General features: G+C 66.6%; 20 protein-coding genes. 10 read left to right on the forward strand and 10 right to left on the reverse strand.

Annotated elements, in window-relative coordinates:
• Positions 1 to 325: 325 nt before the first annotated feature.
• From EDC62_RS00220 to lipA, 4 genes are read left to right on the forward strand one after another with little or no spacing between them, the layout of a single operon-like run.
• Positions 326 to 1222: an aminotransferase class IV gene (locus EDC62_RS00220; RefSeq protein WP_245968699.1), complete on the forward strand. Its 897-nt coding sequence runs from the start codon at positions 326 to 328 to the stop codon at positions 1220 to 1222.
• Positions 1219 to 1521 carry a YbeD family protein gene (locus EDC62_RS00225; RefSeq protein WP_124219180.1) on the forward strand — a complete coding sequence of 101 codons (303 nt, stop codon included), beginning with the start codon at positions 1219 to 1221 and terminating at the stop codon, positions 1519 to 1521. Before EDC62_RS00220 ends, EDC62_RS00225 begins: the two co-directional genes overlap by 4 nt.
• Positions 1522 to 1538: 17 nt before the next feature.
• Positions 1539 to 2216: a lipoyl(octanoyl) transferase LipB gene (gene lipB / locus EDC62_RS00230; protein WP_124221021.1), complete on the forward strand. Its 678-nt coding sequence runs from the start codon at positions 1539 to 1541 to the stop codon at positions 2214 to 2216.
• A gap of 25 nt (positions 2217 to 2241) precedes the next feature.
• Positions 2242 to 3249, forward strand: coding sequence for a lipoyl synthase (gene lipA, locus EDC62_RS00235; RefSeq protein WP_124221023.1), 1008 nt, complete (start codon positions 2242 to 2244; stop codon positions 3247 to 3249).
• 60 nt (positions 3250 to 3309) lie between these two features.
• Here lipA and EDC62_RS00240 read toward each other — a convergent pair whose 3' ends face one another.
• Entirely contained in the window at positions 3310 to 3675 is a 366-nt protein-coding gene (locus tag EDC62_RS00240) for a carboxymuconolactone decarboxylase family protein (RefSeq protein ID WP_124219182.1), read from the reverse strand.
• A 26-nt stretch (positions 3676 to 3701) separates the two neighbouring features.
• On the opposite strand from EDC62_RS00240, the gene EDC62_RS00245 reads away from it, so the two are divergent.
• Complete coding sequence (locus EDC62_RS00245; protein ID WP_245968700.1) at positions 3702 to 4556, forward strand: DMT family transporter; 855 nt, start codon at positions 3702 to 3704, stop codon at positions 4554 to 4556.
• Here the strand turns inward: EDC62_RS00245 and ptsP are convergent, their stop codons facing one another.
• The 4 genes from ptsP to EDC62_RS00265 form a co-directional block, all read right to left on the reverse strand.
• A complete protein-coding gene (ptsP, locus tag EDC62_RS00250; protein WP_124219184.1) occupies positions 4557 to 6317 on the reverse strand; it encodes a phosphoenolpyruvate--protein phosphotransferase in 1761 nt (586 codons plus the stop codon).
• 49 nt (positions 6318 to 6366) lie between these two features.
• On the reverse strand, positions 6367 to 6639 hold the full coding sequence (locus tag EDC62_RS00255; RefSeq protein ID WP_124219187.1) for an HPr family phosphocarrier protein: 273 nt from the start codon (positions 6637 to 6639) through the stop codon (positions 6367 to 6369).
• Positions 6605 to 7075, reverse strand: coding sequence for a PTS sugar transporter subunit IIA (locus EDC62_RS00260; RefSeq protein ID WP_124219188.1), 471 nt, complete (start codon positions 7073 to 7075; stop codon positions 6605 to 6607). The genes EDC62_RS00255 and EDC62_RS00260 overlap by 35 nt, the downstream gene beginning before the upstream one ends.
• Positions 7076 to 7338: 263 nt before the next feature.
• A complete protein-coding gene (locus tag EDC62_RS00265) occupies positions 7339 to 7884 on the reverse strand; it encodes a hypothetical protein (protein WP_124219190.1) in 546 nt (181 codons plus the stop codon).
• Positions 7885 to 7953: 69 nt separating this feature from the next.
• Between EDC62_RS00265 and EDC62_RS00270 the strand changes: the two genes are divergently transcribed.
• The 3 genes from EDC62_RS00270 to EDC62_RS00280 all read left to right on the forward strand — a co-directional run bounded on the left by EDC62_RS00270 (position 7954) and on the right by EDC62_RS00280 (position 10641).
• Positions 7954 to 9189: a CaiB/BaiF CoA transferase family protein gene (locus EDC62_RS00270; RefSeq protein ID WP_124219192.1), complete on the forward strand. Its 1236-nt coding sequence runs from the start codon at positions 7954 to 7956 to the stop codon at positions 9187 to 9189.
• Positions 9189 to 9920: an alpha/beta fold hydrolase gene (locus EDC62_RS00275; RefSeq protein WP_124219194.1), complete on the forward strand. Its 732-nt coding sequence runs from the start codon at positions 9189 to 9191 to the stop codon at positions 9918 to 9920. Before EDC62_RS00270 ends, EDC62_RS00275 begins: the two co-directional genes overlap by 1 nt.
• Positions 9921 to 10137: 217 nt before the next feature.
• Positions 10138 to 10641: a TlpA family protein disulfide reductase gene (locus tag EDC62_RS00280; RefSeq protein ID WP_124219196.1), complete on the forward strand. Its 504-nt coding sequence runs from the start codon at positions 10138 to 10140 to the stop codon at positions 10639 to 10641.
• Between the two features lie 132 nt (positions 10642 to 10773).
• On the opposite strand, the gene EDC62_RS00285 is transcribed toward EDC62_RS00280, so the two are convergent.
• On the reverse strand, positions 10774 to 11229 hold the full coding sequence (locus tag EDC62_RS00285) for a c-type cytochrome (protein WP_124219198.1): 456 nt from the start codon (positions 11227 to 11229) through the stop codon (positions 10774 to 10776).
• 148 nt (positions 11230 to 11377) lie between these two features.
• On the opposite strand from EDC62_RS00285, the gene EDC62_RS00290 reads away from it, so the two are divergent.
• Together EDC62_RS00290 and EDC62_RS00295 are read left to right on the forward strand one after the other, a co-directional pair.
• Complete coding sequence (locus tag EDC62_RS00290) at positions 11378 to 12046, forward strand: cytochrome b/b6 domain-containing protein (RefSeq protein ID WP_124219200.1); 669 nt, start codon at positions 11378 to 11380, stop codon at positions 12044 to 12046.
• A 124-nt stretch (positions 12047 to 12170) separates the two neighbouring features.
• Positions 12171 to 12590, forward strand: a complete 420-nt coding sequence (locus EDC62_RS00295; RefSeq protein WP_245968741.1) for a GNAT family N-acetyltransferase — start codon at positions 12171 to 12173, stop codon at positions 12588 to 12590.
• Positions 12591 to 12675: 85 nt separating this feature from the next.
• On the opposite strand, the gene EDC62_RS00300 is transcribed toward EDC62_RS00295, so the two are convergent.
• The 4 genes from EDC62_RS00300 to rplP form a co-directional block, all read right to left on the reverse strand.
• Positions 12676 to 13194 (reverse strand): peroxiredoxin, encoded by a 519-nt coding sequence (locus tag EDC62_RS00300; protein ID WP_124219204.1) that lies wholly within the window; start codon positions 13192 to 13194, stop codon positions 12676 to 12678.
• Between the two features lie 93 nt (positions 13195 to 13287).
• Positions 13288 to 13557, reverse strand: coding sequence for a 30S ribosomal protein S17 (gene rpsQ / locus EDC62_RS00305; protein ID WP_124219206.1), 270 nt, complete (start codon positions 13555 to 13557; stop codon positions 13288 to 13290).
• Between the two features lie 9 nt (positions 13558 to 13566).
• A complete protein-coding gene (rpmC, locus tag EDC62_RS00310; RefSeq protein WP_124221027.1) occupies positions 13567 to 13764 on the reverse strand; it encodes a 50S ribosomal protein L29 in 198 nt (65 codons plus the stop codon).
• 17 nt (positions 13765 to 13781) lie between these two features.
• Positions 13782 to 14198: a 50S ribosomal protein L16 gene (gene rplP, locus EDC62_RS00315; RefSeq protein ID WP_124219208.1), complete on the reverse strand. Its 417-nt coding sequence runs from the start codon at positions 14196 to 14198 to the stop codon at positions 13782 to 13784.
• Between the last annotated feature and the right edge of the window lies 1 nt (position 14199).

Below are 14199 nucleotides of genomic sequence, written 5' to 3' on the forward strand. Positions count from 1 at the left end.
AAAGCCCACCGGGACTCGCCGCCGAAGTGCTGCGTGGTGCCTGCAAAGCCCCTCATTATACGTAGAAACCCCTGAATCGCCAGGCTTTTCGCCCGAGGCGGCCAGCTCCCGAAACCAAGGGGGCGCCTCCGCGGGGCAAAAGGCAACGCCGAACAAGTCCTTCGCGCGTCGCGCATCCCGGCTGCGGGCGGTCTGCGTCGTTGCAAATCCTCGCCATAGCTGCGGCTATTGTCTCGGTTTGCGCCTCGCATCCCATCCCGCAGCCGGGCGCGCACCATCGCGGAAACTTATTCAGCGTTGCCAAAAGCGTTGGACAATCCCGCTCATGCAAGCCGAAGATTTGCCTCCTCTGCCCTGCTACCTCAACGGCGCGTACACCGAGTTGCCCAACGCCCGAGTCAGCGTGATGGACCGCGGGTTCATTTTTGGCGACGGCGTCTACGAAGTGATCCCGGTCTATGCGGGGCGACCCTTCCTGTTCGCGCAGCACATGGATCGGCTCGAGCGTTCGCTGGCCGCCGTCCGCATGACCCCACCGCTCGACCGCGCGGGCTGGCTGGCGATCGCGCAGCAGCTGATCGAGCGCCTAGCCGTGCAGCGCGCCGAAGGCGACGTGAGCCGGCTCGACCAGTTGGTCTATCTGCAGGTCACGCGGGGCGTCGCGCTGCGTGACCATGTCATCCCGACGGACGCAAGCCCCACGGTGTTTGCGATGACGAACGTGATGCGACCGCCCTCAAGCCTCGACCGCGCACTTGGGGTGGCCTGCGTCAGCGCCGAGGATTTCCGCTGGAAGCTGGCGCACATCAAAAGCACCAGCCTGCTCGGGTCTGTGTTGGCGCGGCAAATCAGCGCCGACGTGGGCGCTGCAGAAACCATCATGTTCCGCGAGGGCTTCCTGAGCGAAGGCTCGGCGAGCAATGTGTGGGTGGTGCGGGGGCGCACCGTGATGGGGCCACCGCTCGACCATCTGGTGCTCGAAGGGGTGCGTTATCGCCTGATCGAATCGTTCTGCCGCCAGCTGGGCCTGGGTTTCGAGTTGCGGCGGATCGACCGAGCGGAGGTGGAAGCAGCCGATGAGTTGTTGCTGTCATCGGCCACGAAGGAGGTACTACCCGTGACGACGCTCGATGACCGCCCCGTGGGCAGCGGCAAGCCGGGGCCGGTTTATGCGGCGCTGTACGCGGCGTATCAACAAGCCAAGCAGGAGTCTTCGCAATGAACGAGCCGACGAATCCGAACGACCGCTTGGGAAAGCCGCACCAGGACTCGCTGATCGAGTATCCGTGCCTGTTCCCAATCAAGGTCATGGGTGCGCAGGTGGAGGGCTTCGTCGAGGCCGTGGTGCATGTGGCGCGGGCTTTTGATCCGGCCTACGACCCGCAAACCCTCGAGCAACGCCCGAGCCGCACCGGCAAATACCTCGGCCTGACCTTGCACATCCACGCGACGAGCCGCGAGCAGCTCGATGAGCTTTACCGCACGCTCTCCACGCACCCGATGGTGCAGGTGGTGCTGTGACCGAGCCGGCGGGCGCGATGCAGACGCGCTGGCTCGGCCGCGTGGACTATGGTCCGACGTTGGCGGCGATGCAGGACTACACCGCCCGGCGCGACGCACACACGCCCGACGAACTCTGGATCTGCGAGCATCCGAGCGTGTACACGCAGGGGCTGGCGGGCCGCGCGGAGCATGTGCTCGCACCCGGTGACATTCCGGTGGTGCAGACCAACCGCGGCGGACAGGTGACCTACCACGGACCGGGGCAGGTGGTGGCCTATCCGCTGATCGATCTGCGGCGCGCGGGCTATTTCGTCAAGGAATACGTCTGGCGGCTCGAAGCTGCGCTGATCGACACGCTGGCGCAGTTCGGTGTCACCGGCCACCGCGTCAGCGGCGCGCCCGGCGTCTATGTACGACTCGACGACCCGTTCTCGCATGCCGCGCTCACCGGCCCCATGCCCGCGGGCGACCCGTTCCGCGGGCTGGGCAAGATCGCGGCGCTGGGCATCAAGGTCAGCCGCAATTGCAGCTACCACGGCGTGGCGCTCAACGTGGCGATGGACCTCGAGCCCTATGCGCGCATCAACCCCTGCGGCTACGCGGGCTTGCGCACGGTGGACCTTTCTACAATCGGCGTCGCAGCGCGCTGGGACGACGTGGCCCGGCAGCTCGCGCGGGAGCTCGAGCGCCGACTCGCACCCCGCCCCCACTGAAGGCCGCGCCTGAGACGCCATGACCATGAACCCCACCGAATCCCGCATCGTACACGACGCCCAGCCGCGCGAAGCCTATGACGCCAGCGCCAAGCAGAAGGCCGCGGCCAAACTCGCGCGCATTCCGGTGAAGGTGCACTCCACCGGCGAAGTGCTGCGCAAGCCCGAGTGGATCCGGGTGAAGGCGGGCAGCCCGACCACGCGTTTCTATGAGATTAAGGACATCCTGCGCGCCAACAAGCTTGTCACCGTGTGCGAGGAGGCGAGCTGCCCCAACATCGGCGAGTGCTTCGGCAAGGGCACGGCCACCTTCATGATCATGGGTGACAAGTGCACGCGCCGCTGCCCGTTCTGTGACGTAGGCCACGGCCGGCCGGACCCGCTCGACCCGGCGGAGCCGGAAAACCTGGCGCGCACGATTGCCGCGCTCAAGCTGCGCTATGTCGTCATCACCAGCGTGGACCGTGACGACCTGCGCGACGGCGGTGCCGGCCACTTCGTCGCGTGCATCCGCAAGACGCGCGAGCTCTCGCCCCAGACGCAAATCGAGGTGCTGGTGCCGGACTTCCGCGGCCGCGACGACCGCGCGCTCGAAATCCTCAAGGCCGCTCCGCCCGACGTGATGAACCACAACCTCGAGACGGTGCCGCGGCTCTACAAGGAAGCACGCCCGGGCTCGGACTATGCGTTCAGCCTGAACCTGCTCAAGAAGTTCAAGGCGCTGTTCCCGCACATCCCGACCAAGAGCGGCCTGATGGTGGGCCTGGGCGAGACGGACGAGGAAATCCTGCAGGTCATGCGCGACATGCGCGCGCATGACATCGACATGCTGACCATCGGCCAGTACCTCGCGCCCAGCGGCCACCACCTGCCGGTGCGGCGCTACGTGCACCCCGACACCTTCCGCATGTTCGAGGAACAGGCTTACGCGATGGGCTTTCGCCACGCGGCCGTGGGCGCGCTGGTGCGCAGCAGCTACCACGCCGACCAGCAGGCCGGCGGCGTGCTCGGCGAGGCCGCAGGCACCCGCTGAGCACGGTTTTCAGGCTTTTTGGCCATATGCCGGCGTGAAATGCCGCTCCTGTGCTATTCGTTATGTAGCAGACGCTTGGGCTTCCGGCGCCGTTTTCTCCCACGCAGCCAGGGCCTCGGCCGAGTACATCAGCGATGGGCCGCCGCCCATGTAGACGCAAACCGCGAGCATCTCTTCCAACTCGGCGCGCGTGCAGCCGAGCTGGTGCAGCGCCTTCACATGAAAGCCGATACACCCCGAGCAGCCCTTGGAAATCCCGATCGCCAGCGCGATCAGCTCCTTGTGCTTGGCGCTGAGCACGCCATCGGTCACGGCGGCGCGCGCGAGCTGGCCAAAGCCGGCCATGGCATGAGGCTGGGTTTTGCGGAACGGGGCGAGGCTTTCGTTGATGTCTTTCATCAAGGCTTTGTGGTCAAAGCTGCTCATGGGCGTGGTTTCCTTCTGGTGACGATGTGAGGAAGGCCGCACCGACCTTGCTGGCGCTCGGCGCCATCGGCCTGTGGGCGACGCTGGCCACGCTGGGCGTGGCGCTGGCGCACGTGCCGCCGTTTCTGCTGACGGGCAGCGCGTTGCTGGTCGGCAGTGTCGTGGCTTTGCCGCTCTCCAGACTTGACCCTCGTCAATGGCGCGTCCCCACGCGCACGCTCGCGCTGGGCGTCTACGGGCTGTTTGGCTACCACTTTTTGCTGTTCACCGCGCTGGCGCACGCGCCGCCGGTCGAGGCCAATCTGGTGAACTACCTCTGGCCGCTGCTGATGGTGGTGCTCGCGCCGCTGTTTCTGCGCGGCGTGCGGCTGCGACTGCCGCATGTGGCCTCGGCGCTGATCGGCTTTGCCGGCGCGGCGCTGGTGATTCTGGGCGGGCGCGGCAGCTCGGATGGTCTCACCGGCGGGCTGGCCTGGGGCTATCTGCCCGCGGCGGGCGCGGCCTTCGTGTGGGCGAGCTATTCGCTGCTGACGCAGCGCGTGCGCGCCTTCCCCACCGCTGCCATCGGCCTGTTCGCGCTGGTCTCAGGCTTGCTTTCGCTGCTGTGCCATGCGCTGCTGGAGCCGGCGGTGCACCTGAGCGCACGCGACCTCGGGCTGATCGCGCTGATGGGCCTGGGCCCGCTCGGCGCGGCGTTCTTTTTGTGGGATGCGGCCTTGAAGCGTGGCGATGCGCGGCACATCGGCATCCTGAGCTTTCTCACGCCGCTGCTGTCGACGCTGCTGCTGGTCGCGGTGCGCGGTGAGCCACCGGCACCGAGCGTGTGGCTGGCCGGCGCGCTCATCATCGGCGCAGCCGTGGTCGGCACACGCGCGCGTTGATCAGGCCGACGCAGCCAGCATGGCCGCGGGCTCGTCGTCCGCAATCACGGCGAGCGCCCAGTCGCGCAGCCGCGCGGCGTCGGCGCGCAAGACCTCTTGCTTGACCGCGAGGATTTGCGCCGGGTGCATCGAAAAGCTACGCAGCCCCAGCCCCAGCAGCAAGCGCGTGAGCGCCGGGTCGCCCGCCATCTCGCCGCAGAGGCTCACCGGCTTGCCATGGCGCGTGCCCGCGTCGAGCGTGGCCGCAATCAGCCGCAGCACGGCCGGATGCAGCGGGTCGTAGAGATGGGCGACGGTTTCGTCGGCACGGTCGATGGCCAGCGTGTACTGGATCAGGTCGTTGGTGCCGATGGAGAGGAAGTCGAAGCCTTGCGCAAAGCGGTCGACGATCAAGGCTGCCGCGGGTACTTCGATCATCGCGCCCACACGCACCCAGCCGTGGGGCGTGCCCGCGCGTTCGAGCTGCGCGCGCGCCTGGGCGAGCAAGACCTGGGTCTGCCGTATTTCCCCGAGGTGCGCGAGCATGGGAATCAATAGGTTCACCGGCCCGTGGGCTGCTGCGCGCAGGATGGCGCGCAGCTGGGTGAGGAACATGGCCGGCTCCGACAGGCTCCAGCGAATCGCGCGCAGCCCCAGCGCCGGGTTGAGGTGCGCCTCATCGTGCCGCACTTCGTCGAACGGCTTGTCCGCGCCAACGTCGACGGTGCGAATGGTCACCGGCAGGCCTTGCATGCCTTCGACGGCGGCGCGGTAGGCCTGGTACTGCTCCTCCTCATCGGGCAGCACGCCGTGGCGGCCCATGAACAGGAACTCCGAGCGAAACAGCCCGACGCCGACCGCGCCCACCTTGAGCGCCGCGCGCGTGTCGTCGGGCATTTCGATGTTGGCCAGCAGCTCGATGCGCTGCCCGTCGCGGGTGACCGCCGGTGTGTGGCGCAAGCGCGAGAGCCGCTCGCGCTCCAGTGCACCCTGGCGCTGCTTGAAGCCGTACTCCGCGAGGATGATGGGCGAGGGGTCGACGATGACGATGCCGGCCTCGCCATCGACGATGATCCAGTCGTCCTGCCGCACGAGCTGGCTGGCCGTGCGCGCGCCCACCACGGCGGGAATGTCCATGCTGCGCGCGACGATCGCGGTGTGGCTGGTCTTGCCGCCCACATCGGTCACGAAGCCAGCAAACACGCTTTTCTTGAACTGCAGCATGTCGGCCGGCGACAGATCATGCGCCACCAGCACCAGCGGCACGTCGTGCCTGTCGTCGAGCAGCAGTTCGCCCTCCCGATGGGCGCGCGCTGGCTGCGGTGCGGCCACCGGCGAGGCCGCCCCGGTCATGTGCCGCAACACGCGCTCGACGACCTGCTCCAGATCGGCCTTGCGCTCGCGCAGGTAGGCGTCCTCCATTTCATCGAACTGGCGCGCCAGCACTTCGTACTGCGTGGTGAGCGCCCACTCCGCGTTGTAGAGCCGCTCGCGGATCCAGCGCTTGACGCCAGTGGTCAGTTCCTCGTCCTGCAGCAGCATCAGATGCACGTCGAGCAGCGCCGCGAGTTCATGCGGCGCATCCTTGGGCAGGTCTTTCTGCAGCCGCTGCAGTTCCTCCACCACCGAGTTGCGCGCCACGCGCAGGCGCGCGATCTCGGCCTCGACCTGGTCGGCCTCGATGAAATAGTGCGCCACGTCGAGCCGGCTCGACGCCACCAGCACCGCGCGGCCGATGGCCACGCCGCGCGCAACGGCCAGGCCGTGGATGCTGAAGGTCATGCGCCGCTCCAGCCGTACGGGCGGGCGCGGCGGGGTGCGCGCAAGCGGCTCACTCGCCCTCCCCGAACTTGTCGTCGATGAGCGCGACGAGGGCATCCATGGCCTCTTGCTCACGCTCGCCCGAGGTTTCGATCGTCACATCGGTGCCGATACCCGCGGCGAGCATCATCACGCCCATGATGCTTTTGGCATTGACGCGGCGCTCGCCGCGGCTCATCCAGACCTCGCAGGGGAAGCTGCCCGCGAGCTTGGTGAGCTTGGCCGACGCGCGCGCGTGCAAGCCGAGCTTATTGCTGATGGTTACGGTCCGGGTCACGGTCATGGTGTCTCCTCACCTGGTTCTGCGGTGCTGCGGCGGCCACCCGCATCACCCCTTGCGTGCCGCCCAGCAAAGCCCGCGACGCCAGCGCCTCGAGCGGCTCGCGCACATAGCTCAAGGCGCGCAGCAGCATGGGCACGTTGACGCCCGCAATCAGCGCCGCCTCGCGCGGCTCTTCGGCCAGCGATTCGACCAAACGCTGGGCCACATTGCAGGGCGTCGCCCCGAACAAGTCGCTCAGCACCAACACGCCCTGCACCGCCTCGGGCGCCCAGGCCGCGCAGAGTTCGCGTGCGGCGGCCAGCGTCGCCTCAGGCGCAACGTCGGGCTGCACGTCGAGTGCGGCCACGCGGTCCGCCGCGTCGGGAAACACATGCACCGCGCAATCGCGCAAGGCGCTGGCCAGCGGAGCATGGGCAATGAGCAGCACGCGGTTCATGGCGTGGAATTATGGCAACGCTGAACAAGTCCCTCGCGCGCCGCGCATACCGGCAGCGGGCGGTCTGCTTCGTTGCAAAGGCTCGACCAAGCCACCGAGCCTCAGAGGCTGAGAGGTAATTGGGCGTGCCGGAAGGGGCGCCCCAAAACGCGCCCGAGTAGGCGCAAAGCACAGCCGTAGCTCGGGCTACGGCGCGCATTTGCAACGCCCTCTGGCGTGTTTTGGGGCGTCAAAGCGGGCATGACCAATTCCCTCTCAGCCTCTCAGTCGCCACGCACCGCGCCGAGGAAGGTCTCGACGACGGCCGGGTCGGTCTTGGCGCCATAGACCGCCGCATGCACGACCCACACGCCGTTGGGATCGGTGCGCGCAAACCAGACGGCGCTGGCCTGCACCGGCTTACCGTCGGGTTGCGTGCCCCGCGCGTCGACCCGCACCGATTGCGGCAGCGCCAGCATGCCGCTGCCGCTTGGGGTGTAGGGCCGCTCCTGCACCTCGCTGGCATGCAGGGTTTGCAGCATGCTCTCGCGCCAGGCCGCGAGCACGGCGGCGGGCGAGGCTCCCGCGCTGAGCCGCGCGGCGGTCACGGCGAATGTGGTGCCCTGGGTGGCGCAACCGGTCATTTGTAAATCCACCAGTTCACCGGCGAGCGGCACGCGGCGGCTGGCCTGCTCGGGCTTGCACGGCAATTGGATGCGGATCGGGGCTTGTTCCAGGCGCAGGTCGCGCCAATTCCAACTCGGACTGCAAGCGCCGAGCCCGAGGCCGGCAACCAGAAAGACGGGGACGAAAATGGCGCGAAACTTCATGCGGGTCATTATCGCGGCAGCGATGCGCGGGTTTGCGCCGGTTGGTGCCGCTTTGCGCACAATGCAGGCATGAACGCACTCGACGGTATCCGCATCCTCGACCTCTCCCGCGTGCTCGCCGGGCCCTGGTGCACCCAGACCCTGGCTGACCTCGGCGCCGATGTCATCAAGGTCGAACGCCCCGGCAGCGGCGACGACACCCGCCATTGGGGGCCACCGTTCCTCAAAGACACGAGCGGACGCGACACACCCGAAGCCGCCTACTACCTCGGCACCAACCGCAACAAGCGCTCGATCACCTGCGACCTGTCGCACCCCGAGGGCCAGGCGCTGATCCGCGCGCTGGTGCTGCATTGCGACGTGTTCATTGAAAACTTCAAAGTCGGTGACATGGCGCGATATGGGCTCGATGCGGCCAGCCTGCACGCGATCAACCCGCGCCTCGTCTACTGCAGCGTCACCGGCTTTGGCCAGACCGGCCCCTACCGCGAGCGCGCCGGGTACGACTATGCGATCCAAGGCATGGGCGGGCTCATGAGCGTGACCGGCGAGCGCGACGAACGGGGCGGCGGACCGCAAAAAGTCGGTGTGGCGGTCGCAGATCTGTTCACCGGGCTGTACGCCACGGTCGCCATTCTCGCGGCCTTACGCCACGCCGAGCGCACCGGCGAGGGCCAGGTGATCGACGCCGCCTTGCTCGACGCGCAAGTGGCCATGCTGGCCAACCTGGGCGCGAACTATCTCGTGAGCGGCCAGGTGCCGCGCCGCATGGGCAATGCCCACCAAAACATCGTGCCCTATCAGGTGTTCGAAGTCGCGCCCGCCCCGGACGGAACGCGCGAACACATCATTCTGGCGGTCGGCAACGACGGACAGTTCGCCCGCTTCTGCGCGGTAGCGGGGCGGCCCGACCTGGCCGAGGACCCTCGCTTTGCCCACAACCCCGAGCGCGTGCGTCACCGCGACACCTTGATTCCGCTGCTCGAGTCGCTGCTGCGCCAGCGCAGCAAGGCCGACTGGCTCGCCGCGCTCGAAGCGGCGAAGGTGCCGTGCGGACCGATCAACAACCTCGCCGAGGTCTTTGCCGACCCGCAGGTGCGCGCGCGCGGCATGGTCGAGACCTGGGCGCACCCCTACAACCCCGAACTGCAGCTCGTGGCGAGCCCGCTCAAGCTCAGCGCGACACCGGTGCGACACGACCGCCCGCCGCCCCTGCTCGGACAGCACACCGACGAGGTGCTGCGCGAGTGGCTGGGCTGGGACGCGGCACGAATTGACGATCTGCGCAGCAAAGGAGTGATCTGATGGCGAATTTCGTTTTGGTTCATGGCGCCTGGCACGGGGGCTGGTGCTGGCGCGAGGTGGTGCGCCCGCTGGCACGCGCCGGGCACCGGGTGCATGCGGTCACGCTCACGGGGCTGGGCGAGCGCGCGCATCTGCTCTCGCCCAGCATCACGCTCGAGACCCATATCGCCGACGTGATCGGCGTCATCGAAGCCGAGGAACTCGACGCGGTCGTGCTCGCCGTGCACTCGTATGCGGGCATGCTGGGCACGGCGGTCGCCGACCGCATGGGCGAGCGGCTCGCGCACCTGGTGTACGTGGACGCGGTCGTTCCCAAGCCTGGCGAGAGCTGGAGCAGCACCCACGCCAGCGCCACCCGGGAGGCCCGCCTGGCCGCCGCCCGCGCGCGTGCCGATTTCAGCTTTCCGCCGCCCGACCCCGCGGTGTTTGGGCTCTCGGCCGAACCGCATGCCAGGGTGGCGAGGCGGCAAACGCCGCACCCCGGTCACACGTACGAGGCACCGCTCGATTTCGACGTGCAGCGGGTCGCCCGCGTGCCGCGCACCTTCATCGACTGCACCGCGCCGCCCCTGGCCACCATCGATGTGATCCGCCAGCGCGTGCGGGATGCGCGCTTCTGGGACGGCCACTGGCTCCCCGGCGCGCGCGTGGTCGAACTCGCCACCGGTCACGACCCCATGATCAGCGCACCCGAGGCGCTGGTGGACGTCCTGCTCGCCTGCGCGGCTTGAGGCAACGCCCTAAGGCAACGCTGAACAAGTCCCTCGCGCGTCGCACACCCCGGCTGCGGGCGGTCTGCTTCGTTGCAAATCCTCGCCATAGCTTCGGCTATGGCTGCGGTTTGCGCCTCGCATCCCATCCCGCGGCCAGGCGCGCGCCATCACGGGGACTTATTCAGCGTTGCCCTAAACTCACGCCGATGCATGAAGAACGCTCCAGGTGAATGAAATGAAACCACACTTGCTCTATGCCGTCATCGCCGCCGTCGTGCTCGCGGTCGGTGGCTATCTGGCGCTCGGTACCGGCGCGACACCGGCGCCGCCATCCACCTTCGTGTTGCTCGACGGCAGCAAACAGACCACGGCGGACTTCAAGGGTCGGGTCCTGCTCGTGAACTTCTGGGCGACGACCTGCACGACCTGCGTGGCGGAAATGCCCAAGCTCGTCGCCACCCACGAGAAATACGCGCCTCGAGGCTATGAGACGCTGGCGGTCGCCATGCAGTACGACCCGCCCGCTTACGTGGTCAATTTCGCCCAGACGCGCAAGCTGCCGTTCAAGGTCGCCATCGACAACACCGGCAGCGTCGCCAAGGCGTGGGGCGACGTGCAACTCACACCCACCACCTATCTCGTCGACAAGCAGGGCCGCATCGTCAAGCGCTATGTGGGCGAGCCCGACTTCGCCGAGCTGCACCGGTTGATCGAAGAACTGCTGCGGCAAAAGGCCTGAGCCGTCACCAGAAAAAAGCCTGCCCGGGCGTGGCCGAGCAGGCTTTTTTGATTATTTCTGGCCGTACGCCAGCGCAATTCGGACTTTTCTTGCTATCAATTCAAAAGCAAGCACCGTCCGGCTTGGGGTGACTCACTTGGCCCGGAAAGCGTCGTGGCAGGCCTTGCAAGTCTCGGCCGTCGGACCGAAAGCGGCCTTGAGGTTGTCGAGGTTGCCGGTCTTGGCGGCGGCAGCCAGCTTGGCGGCCTCGGCCTGGAGTTTTTCGGCGCCTTGCTTGAACTTGGCCTGTTCCTTCCAGATTTCAGGCTTGGCCTTGGTGTCGCCCAAGTCGGTGTCTGGGCCAAACGCCGACCACGGCAAGTGGCTCATGGTGGCGACGAGGTCGGCGTTCTCGGCAGCGGCCTTGGCGTCGAAGGGCGCCTTGCCGTTGACCATCGCGCCGATGCGGCCAAAGTGCGCGCCCATCACCGTGAATGCGGCCTTGCGATACTTGATGGCGTCATCGGGTTTGGCGAATTGGGCCTGAGCGGGCGCGGTCAGCAGGGTCGCGGTGGCGGCCAAGGTCAAGAGGGCGAGTGTTTTCTTCATGAACAGTCCTTTCGTTGAGTGCGTCAAATCAGCGTCGGGGCAGGGCCGAGTGAAACCGGCAACCGACGCCCGCCCCGCGCACGGGCTAAACTTGCTTGCAAGAGCCGGTTCGCCCGCATTGTGCCTTCCTTGTTTGAAAGTTGCTTGCATGCCGTCCATTCGTGTCTGGGATCTGCCGACCCGCGTCTTCCACTGGGCGCTGGTGTTCTGCGTCGTTGGCCTCGTCATCACGGGGAACATCGGCGGCAACGCCATGGTCTGGCATTTCCGCATGGGGTACACCGTCGGCGCCTTGGTGCTGTTCCGGCTGCTTTGGGGGTTCTGGGGCGGATACTGGTCGCACTTTTCCCATTTCCCGGTGGGCCTGCAGACCCTCATTGCTTACCTGCGCGGGAAGGCAGCGCCGATCGTCGAGGTGGGTCACAACCCCTTGGGGTCGCTGTCGGTGTTCGCCATGCTCGCCGTACTCGCCGCTCAAGTGTCCACTGGGCTGATGAGTGACGATGAAATCGCCTTCCAAGGCCCGCTCACCCGCTTCGTGAGCGAGACGACGGTTTCCGCTGCCACCCACTACCACACCGAAGTGGGCAAGCTGCTGTTGATCGCGCTCGTGTGCCTGCACGTGGGGGCGGTCATCTATCACCAGCGCGTCAAACGGCACCCTCTGGTACAGGCCATGATCCGCGGCGACAAACCGGTGGATCCGGCGCTCCAGCCTCTGGCGGCCGCCGACGGTGTCGCTCAGCGGCTCCTGGCACTGGCGCTGTTCGGTATCTGCGCCGGCTTCATGGCTTGGGTGGCTGCTTTGGGTCGCTAAAAGACATCCCGAATGGACGGTCGCCATGAACGACGAACGCCCGCTTGACCCCGACGCCGATCCACCCCTCCCGAGCGTAGAGCCCGCCGTGAGCGACGAGGATTTGGCTGCGGTCGCGGCACTGATGCGCGAATACGCGCAGAGCATCGGCGTGGACCTGTGTTTCCAGAACTTCGAAGCAGAGCTGGCCTCCTTGCCGGGCCCCTATCGCGCGCCCGATGGCGCCCTCTTTCTCGCCCGCGTCAACGGCGCTCCGGCAGGCTGCTGCGCGCTCAAGCCGCTGCCCGACGTGGACTACCCCAACGCCGCCGAAATGAAGCGGCTCTACGTCCGCAAACCCTTTCGCCGCTTTGGCCTGGGCCGGCAACTCGCCGAAGCCACGCTCGAAGCCGCGCGGCTGGCGGGTTACGACTGTGTGCTGCTCGACACGCTCGACGACATGGAAGCGGCCCGCAGTCTCTATGCCGAGTTGGGCTTCGTCGAGATTCCTCCGTATTACTACAACCCGCTCGAGGGCGCGCACTACCTCAAGGTGGATCTGTAGCAGGATCACCCACGAGGCAGCGCCAGAGAAACCCCTTGGAATCCAAGCCCCCGCCGCCTCGAGTGGCGGCGGGCGGCGGCCTGGCTCAGCGCTGCCCCAGCCCTCGCGCCTGGGCCAACAAAGTTTGCGCGTCGCTGACCTCGAAGCGCCCCGGAGCCTCGATGTTGAGGCTCACCACGCGCCCATCACGCACCAGCATCGAGTAGCGCGCGCTGCGCAGGCCAAAGCCCTTGCCGGTCAGGTCGAGTGTCAAACCGGTCGCCCGGGCGAACGCGGCATCCCCATCCGCAAGCATGCGGATGCGACCTCCCACCTGTTGATCCTTCCCCCAAGCATGCATGACGAACGGGTCGTTCACGCTGAGGCACCAGATCTCATCGACCCCCGCCGCCTTGAACGCCTCGGCTTGATCGCGGTAACCGGGCAAATGCTGCGCCGAGCAAGTCGGCGTGAACGCTCCGGGCAAGCCAAAGAGCGCGATGGTCTTGCCCGCCGCAGCCTTTGCCACCGAAACCGGCGCCGGGCCGACTGCGCAGCCCTCTTGCGGCGCCTCCGCAAACTCGAACACCGTCACGTCCGGCAATGCATCACCCAACTGAATCATGAAACCACTCCTTCTAAAAAACCACCAACAACAAAAAAGCGGTCCACATTGTGGACCGCTTTGCGATGTCTGAGCGTCCCGAGGGACTCTCGATCAGACCGTCGGAGCTTTCTCGACCAAACGGGTGGCAACCCAGTTCTTGGTCTTGGAAATCGGCCGGCTCTCGGTGATTTCGATCACGTCGCCCAGTTGGAACTCGCCCTTCTCGTCGTGCGCGTGGTACTTGCTCGACTTCGCAACGATCTTGCCGTAGAGCTCATGCTTGACGCGACGCTCCACGAGCACCGTCACGGTCTTGGCGCGCTTGGCGCTCACCACTTTGCCAATCAAGGTGCGCTTGATGGATGTCTTTGCTTCCGTCATGGTCACTCCTTACTTGGCCGCCGCTTGCTTCTCAGCAAGGATGGTCTTGGCCCGTGCGATGTCTCGACGCGTCTGACGCAGCAAGCCCGTGTTGTTCAACTGTTGCGTCGCCTTCTGCATCCGCAGGCCGAAATGGGCCTTTTGCAGCGATTTGATCTCGGCTTCGAGCCCGGCAACGTCTTTTTGGCGCAATTCAGCAGCTTTCATCGGTTTCTTCTCCTGAATCATTGGCCAACCATACGCGCCACGAACGTGGTGCGCAGCGGAAGCTTCGCGGCGGCAAGGCGGAACGCTTCGCGCGCGAGCTGCTCAGGCACACCGACGATTTCGTAAATCACCTTGCCCGGCTGGATTTCGGCGACGTAGTACTCGGGGTTGCCCTTACCGTTACCCATACGGACTTCAGCAGGCTTCGTCGAAATCGGCTTGTCGGGGAAGACGCGAATCCAGATCCGCCCACCCCGCTTGACGTGGCGCGAAATCGCGCGGCGGGCCGACTCGATCTGACGCGCGGTCAGACGACCGCGGTCGATCGCCTTGAGGCCAAAGTCACCGAACGCAACCGTGTTCCCACGGGTGGCGATGCCGGTGTTCCGACCTTTTTGTTCCTTGCGGTACTTTCTGCGTGCAGGTTGCAGCATC

Source organism: Tibeticola sediminis, assembly GCF_003843835.1.
Classification (GTDB): Bacteria; Pseudomonadota; Gammaproteobacteria; order Burkholderiales; family Burkholderiaceae_C; genus Tibeticola; species Tibeticola sediminis.

Coding starts and splice junctions, on each gene's coding strand:
- EDC62_RS00220 (WP_245968699.1), top strand. CDS start 326: ATGCAAGCCGAAGATTTGCCTCCTCTGCCCTGCTACCTCAACGGCGCG.
- EDC62_RS00225 (WP_124219180.1), top strand. CDS start 1,219: ATGAACGAGCCGACGAATCCGAACGACCGCTTGGGAAAGCCGCACCAG.
- lipB (WP_124221021.1), top strand. CDS start 1,539: ATGCAGACGCGCTGGCTCGGCCGCGTGGACTATGGTCCGACGTTGGCG.
- lipA (WP_124221023.1), top strand. CDS start 2,242: ATGAACCCCACCGAATCCCGCATCGTACACGACGCCCAGCCGCGCGAA.
- EDC62_RS00240 (WP_124219182.1), bottom strand. CDS start 3,675: ATGAGCAGCTTTGACCACAAAGCCTTGATGAAAGACATCAACGAAAGC.
- ptsP (WP_124219184.1), bottom strand. CDS start 6,317: ATGACCTTCAGCATCCACGGCCTGGCCGTTGCGCGCGGCGTGGCCATC.
- EDC62_RS00255 (WP_124219187.1), bottom strand. CDS start 6,639: ATGACCGTGACCCGGACCGTAACCATCAGCAATAAGCTCGGCTTGCAC.
- EDC62_RS00260 (WP_124219188.1), bottom strand. CDS start 7,075: ATGAACCGCGTGCTGCTCATTGCCCATGCTCCGCTGGCCAGCGCCTTG.
- EDC62_RS00265 (WP_124219190.1), bottom strand. CDS start 7,884: ATGAAGTTTCGCGCCATTTTCGTCCCCGTCTTTCTGGTTGCCGGCCTC.
- EDC62_RS00270 (WP_124219192.1), top strand. CDS start 7,954: ATGAACGCACTCGACGGTATCCGCATCCTCGACCTCTCCCGCGTGCTC.
- EDC62_RS00275 (WP_124219194.1), top strand. CDS start 9,189: ATGGCGAATTTCGTTTTGGTTCATGGCGCCTGGCACGGGGGCTGGTGC.
- EDC62_RS00280 (WP_124219196.1), top strand. CDS start 10,138: ATGAAACCACACTTGCTCTATGCCGTCATCGCCGCCGTCGTGCTCGCG.
- EDC62_RS00285 (WP_124219198.1), bottom strand. CDS start 11,229: ATGAAGAAAACACTCGCCCTCTTGACCTTGGCCGCCACCGCGACCCTG.
- EDC62_RS00290 (WP_124219200.1), top strand. CDS start 11,378: ATGCCGTCCATTCGTGTCTGGGATCTGCCGACCCGCGTCTTCCACTGG.
- EDC62_RS00295 (WP_245968741.1), top strand. CDS start 12,171: ATGCGCGAATACGCGCAGAGCATCGGCGTGGACCTGTGTTTCCAGAAC.
- EDC62_RS00300 (WP_124219204.1), bottom strand. CDS start 13,194: ATGATTCAGTTGGGTGATGCATTGCCGGACGTGACGGTGTTCGAGTTT.
- rpsQ (WP_124219206.1), bottom strand. CDS start 13,557: ATGACGGAAGCAAAGACATCCATCAAGCGCACCTTGATTGGCAAAGTG.
- rpmC (WP_124221027.1), bottom strand. CDS start 13,764: ATGAAAGCTGCTGAATTGCGCCAAAAAGACGTTGCCGGGCTCGAAGCC.
- rplP (WP_124219208.1), bottom strand. CDS start 14,198: ATGCTGCAACCTGCACGCAGAAAGTACCGCAAGGAACAAAAAGGTCGG.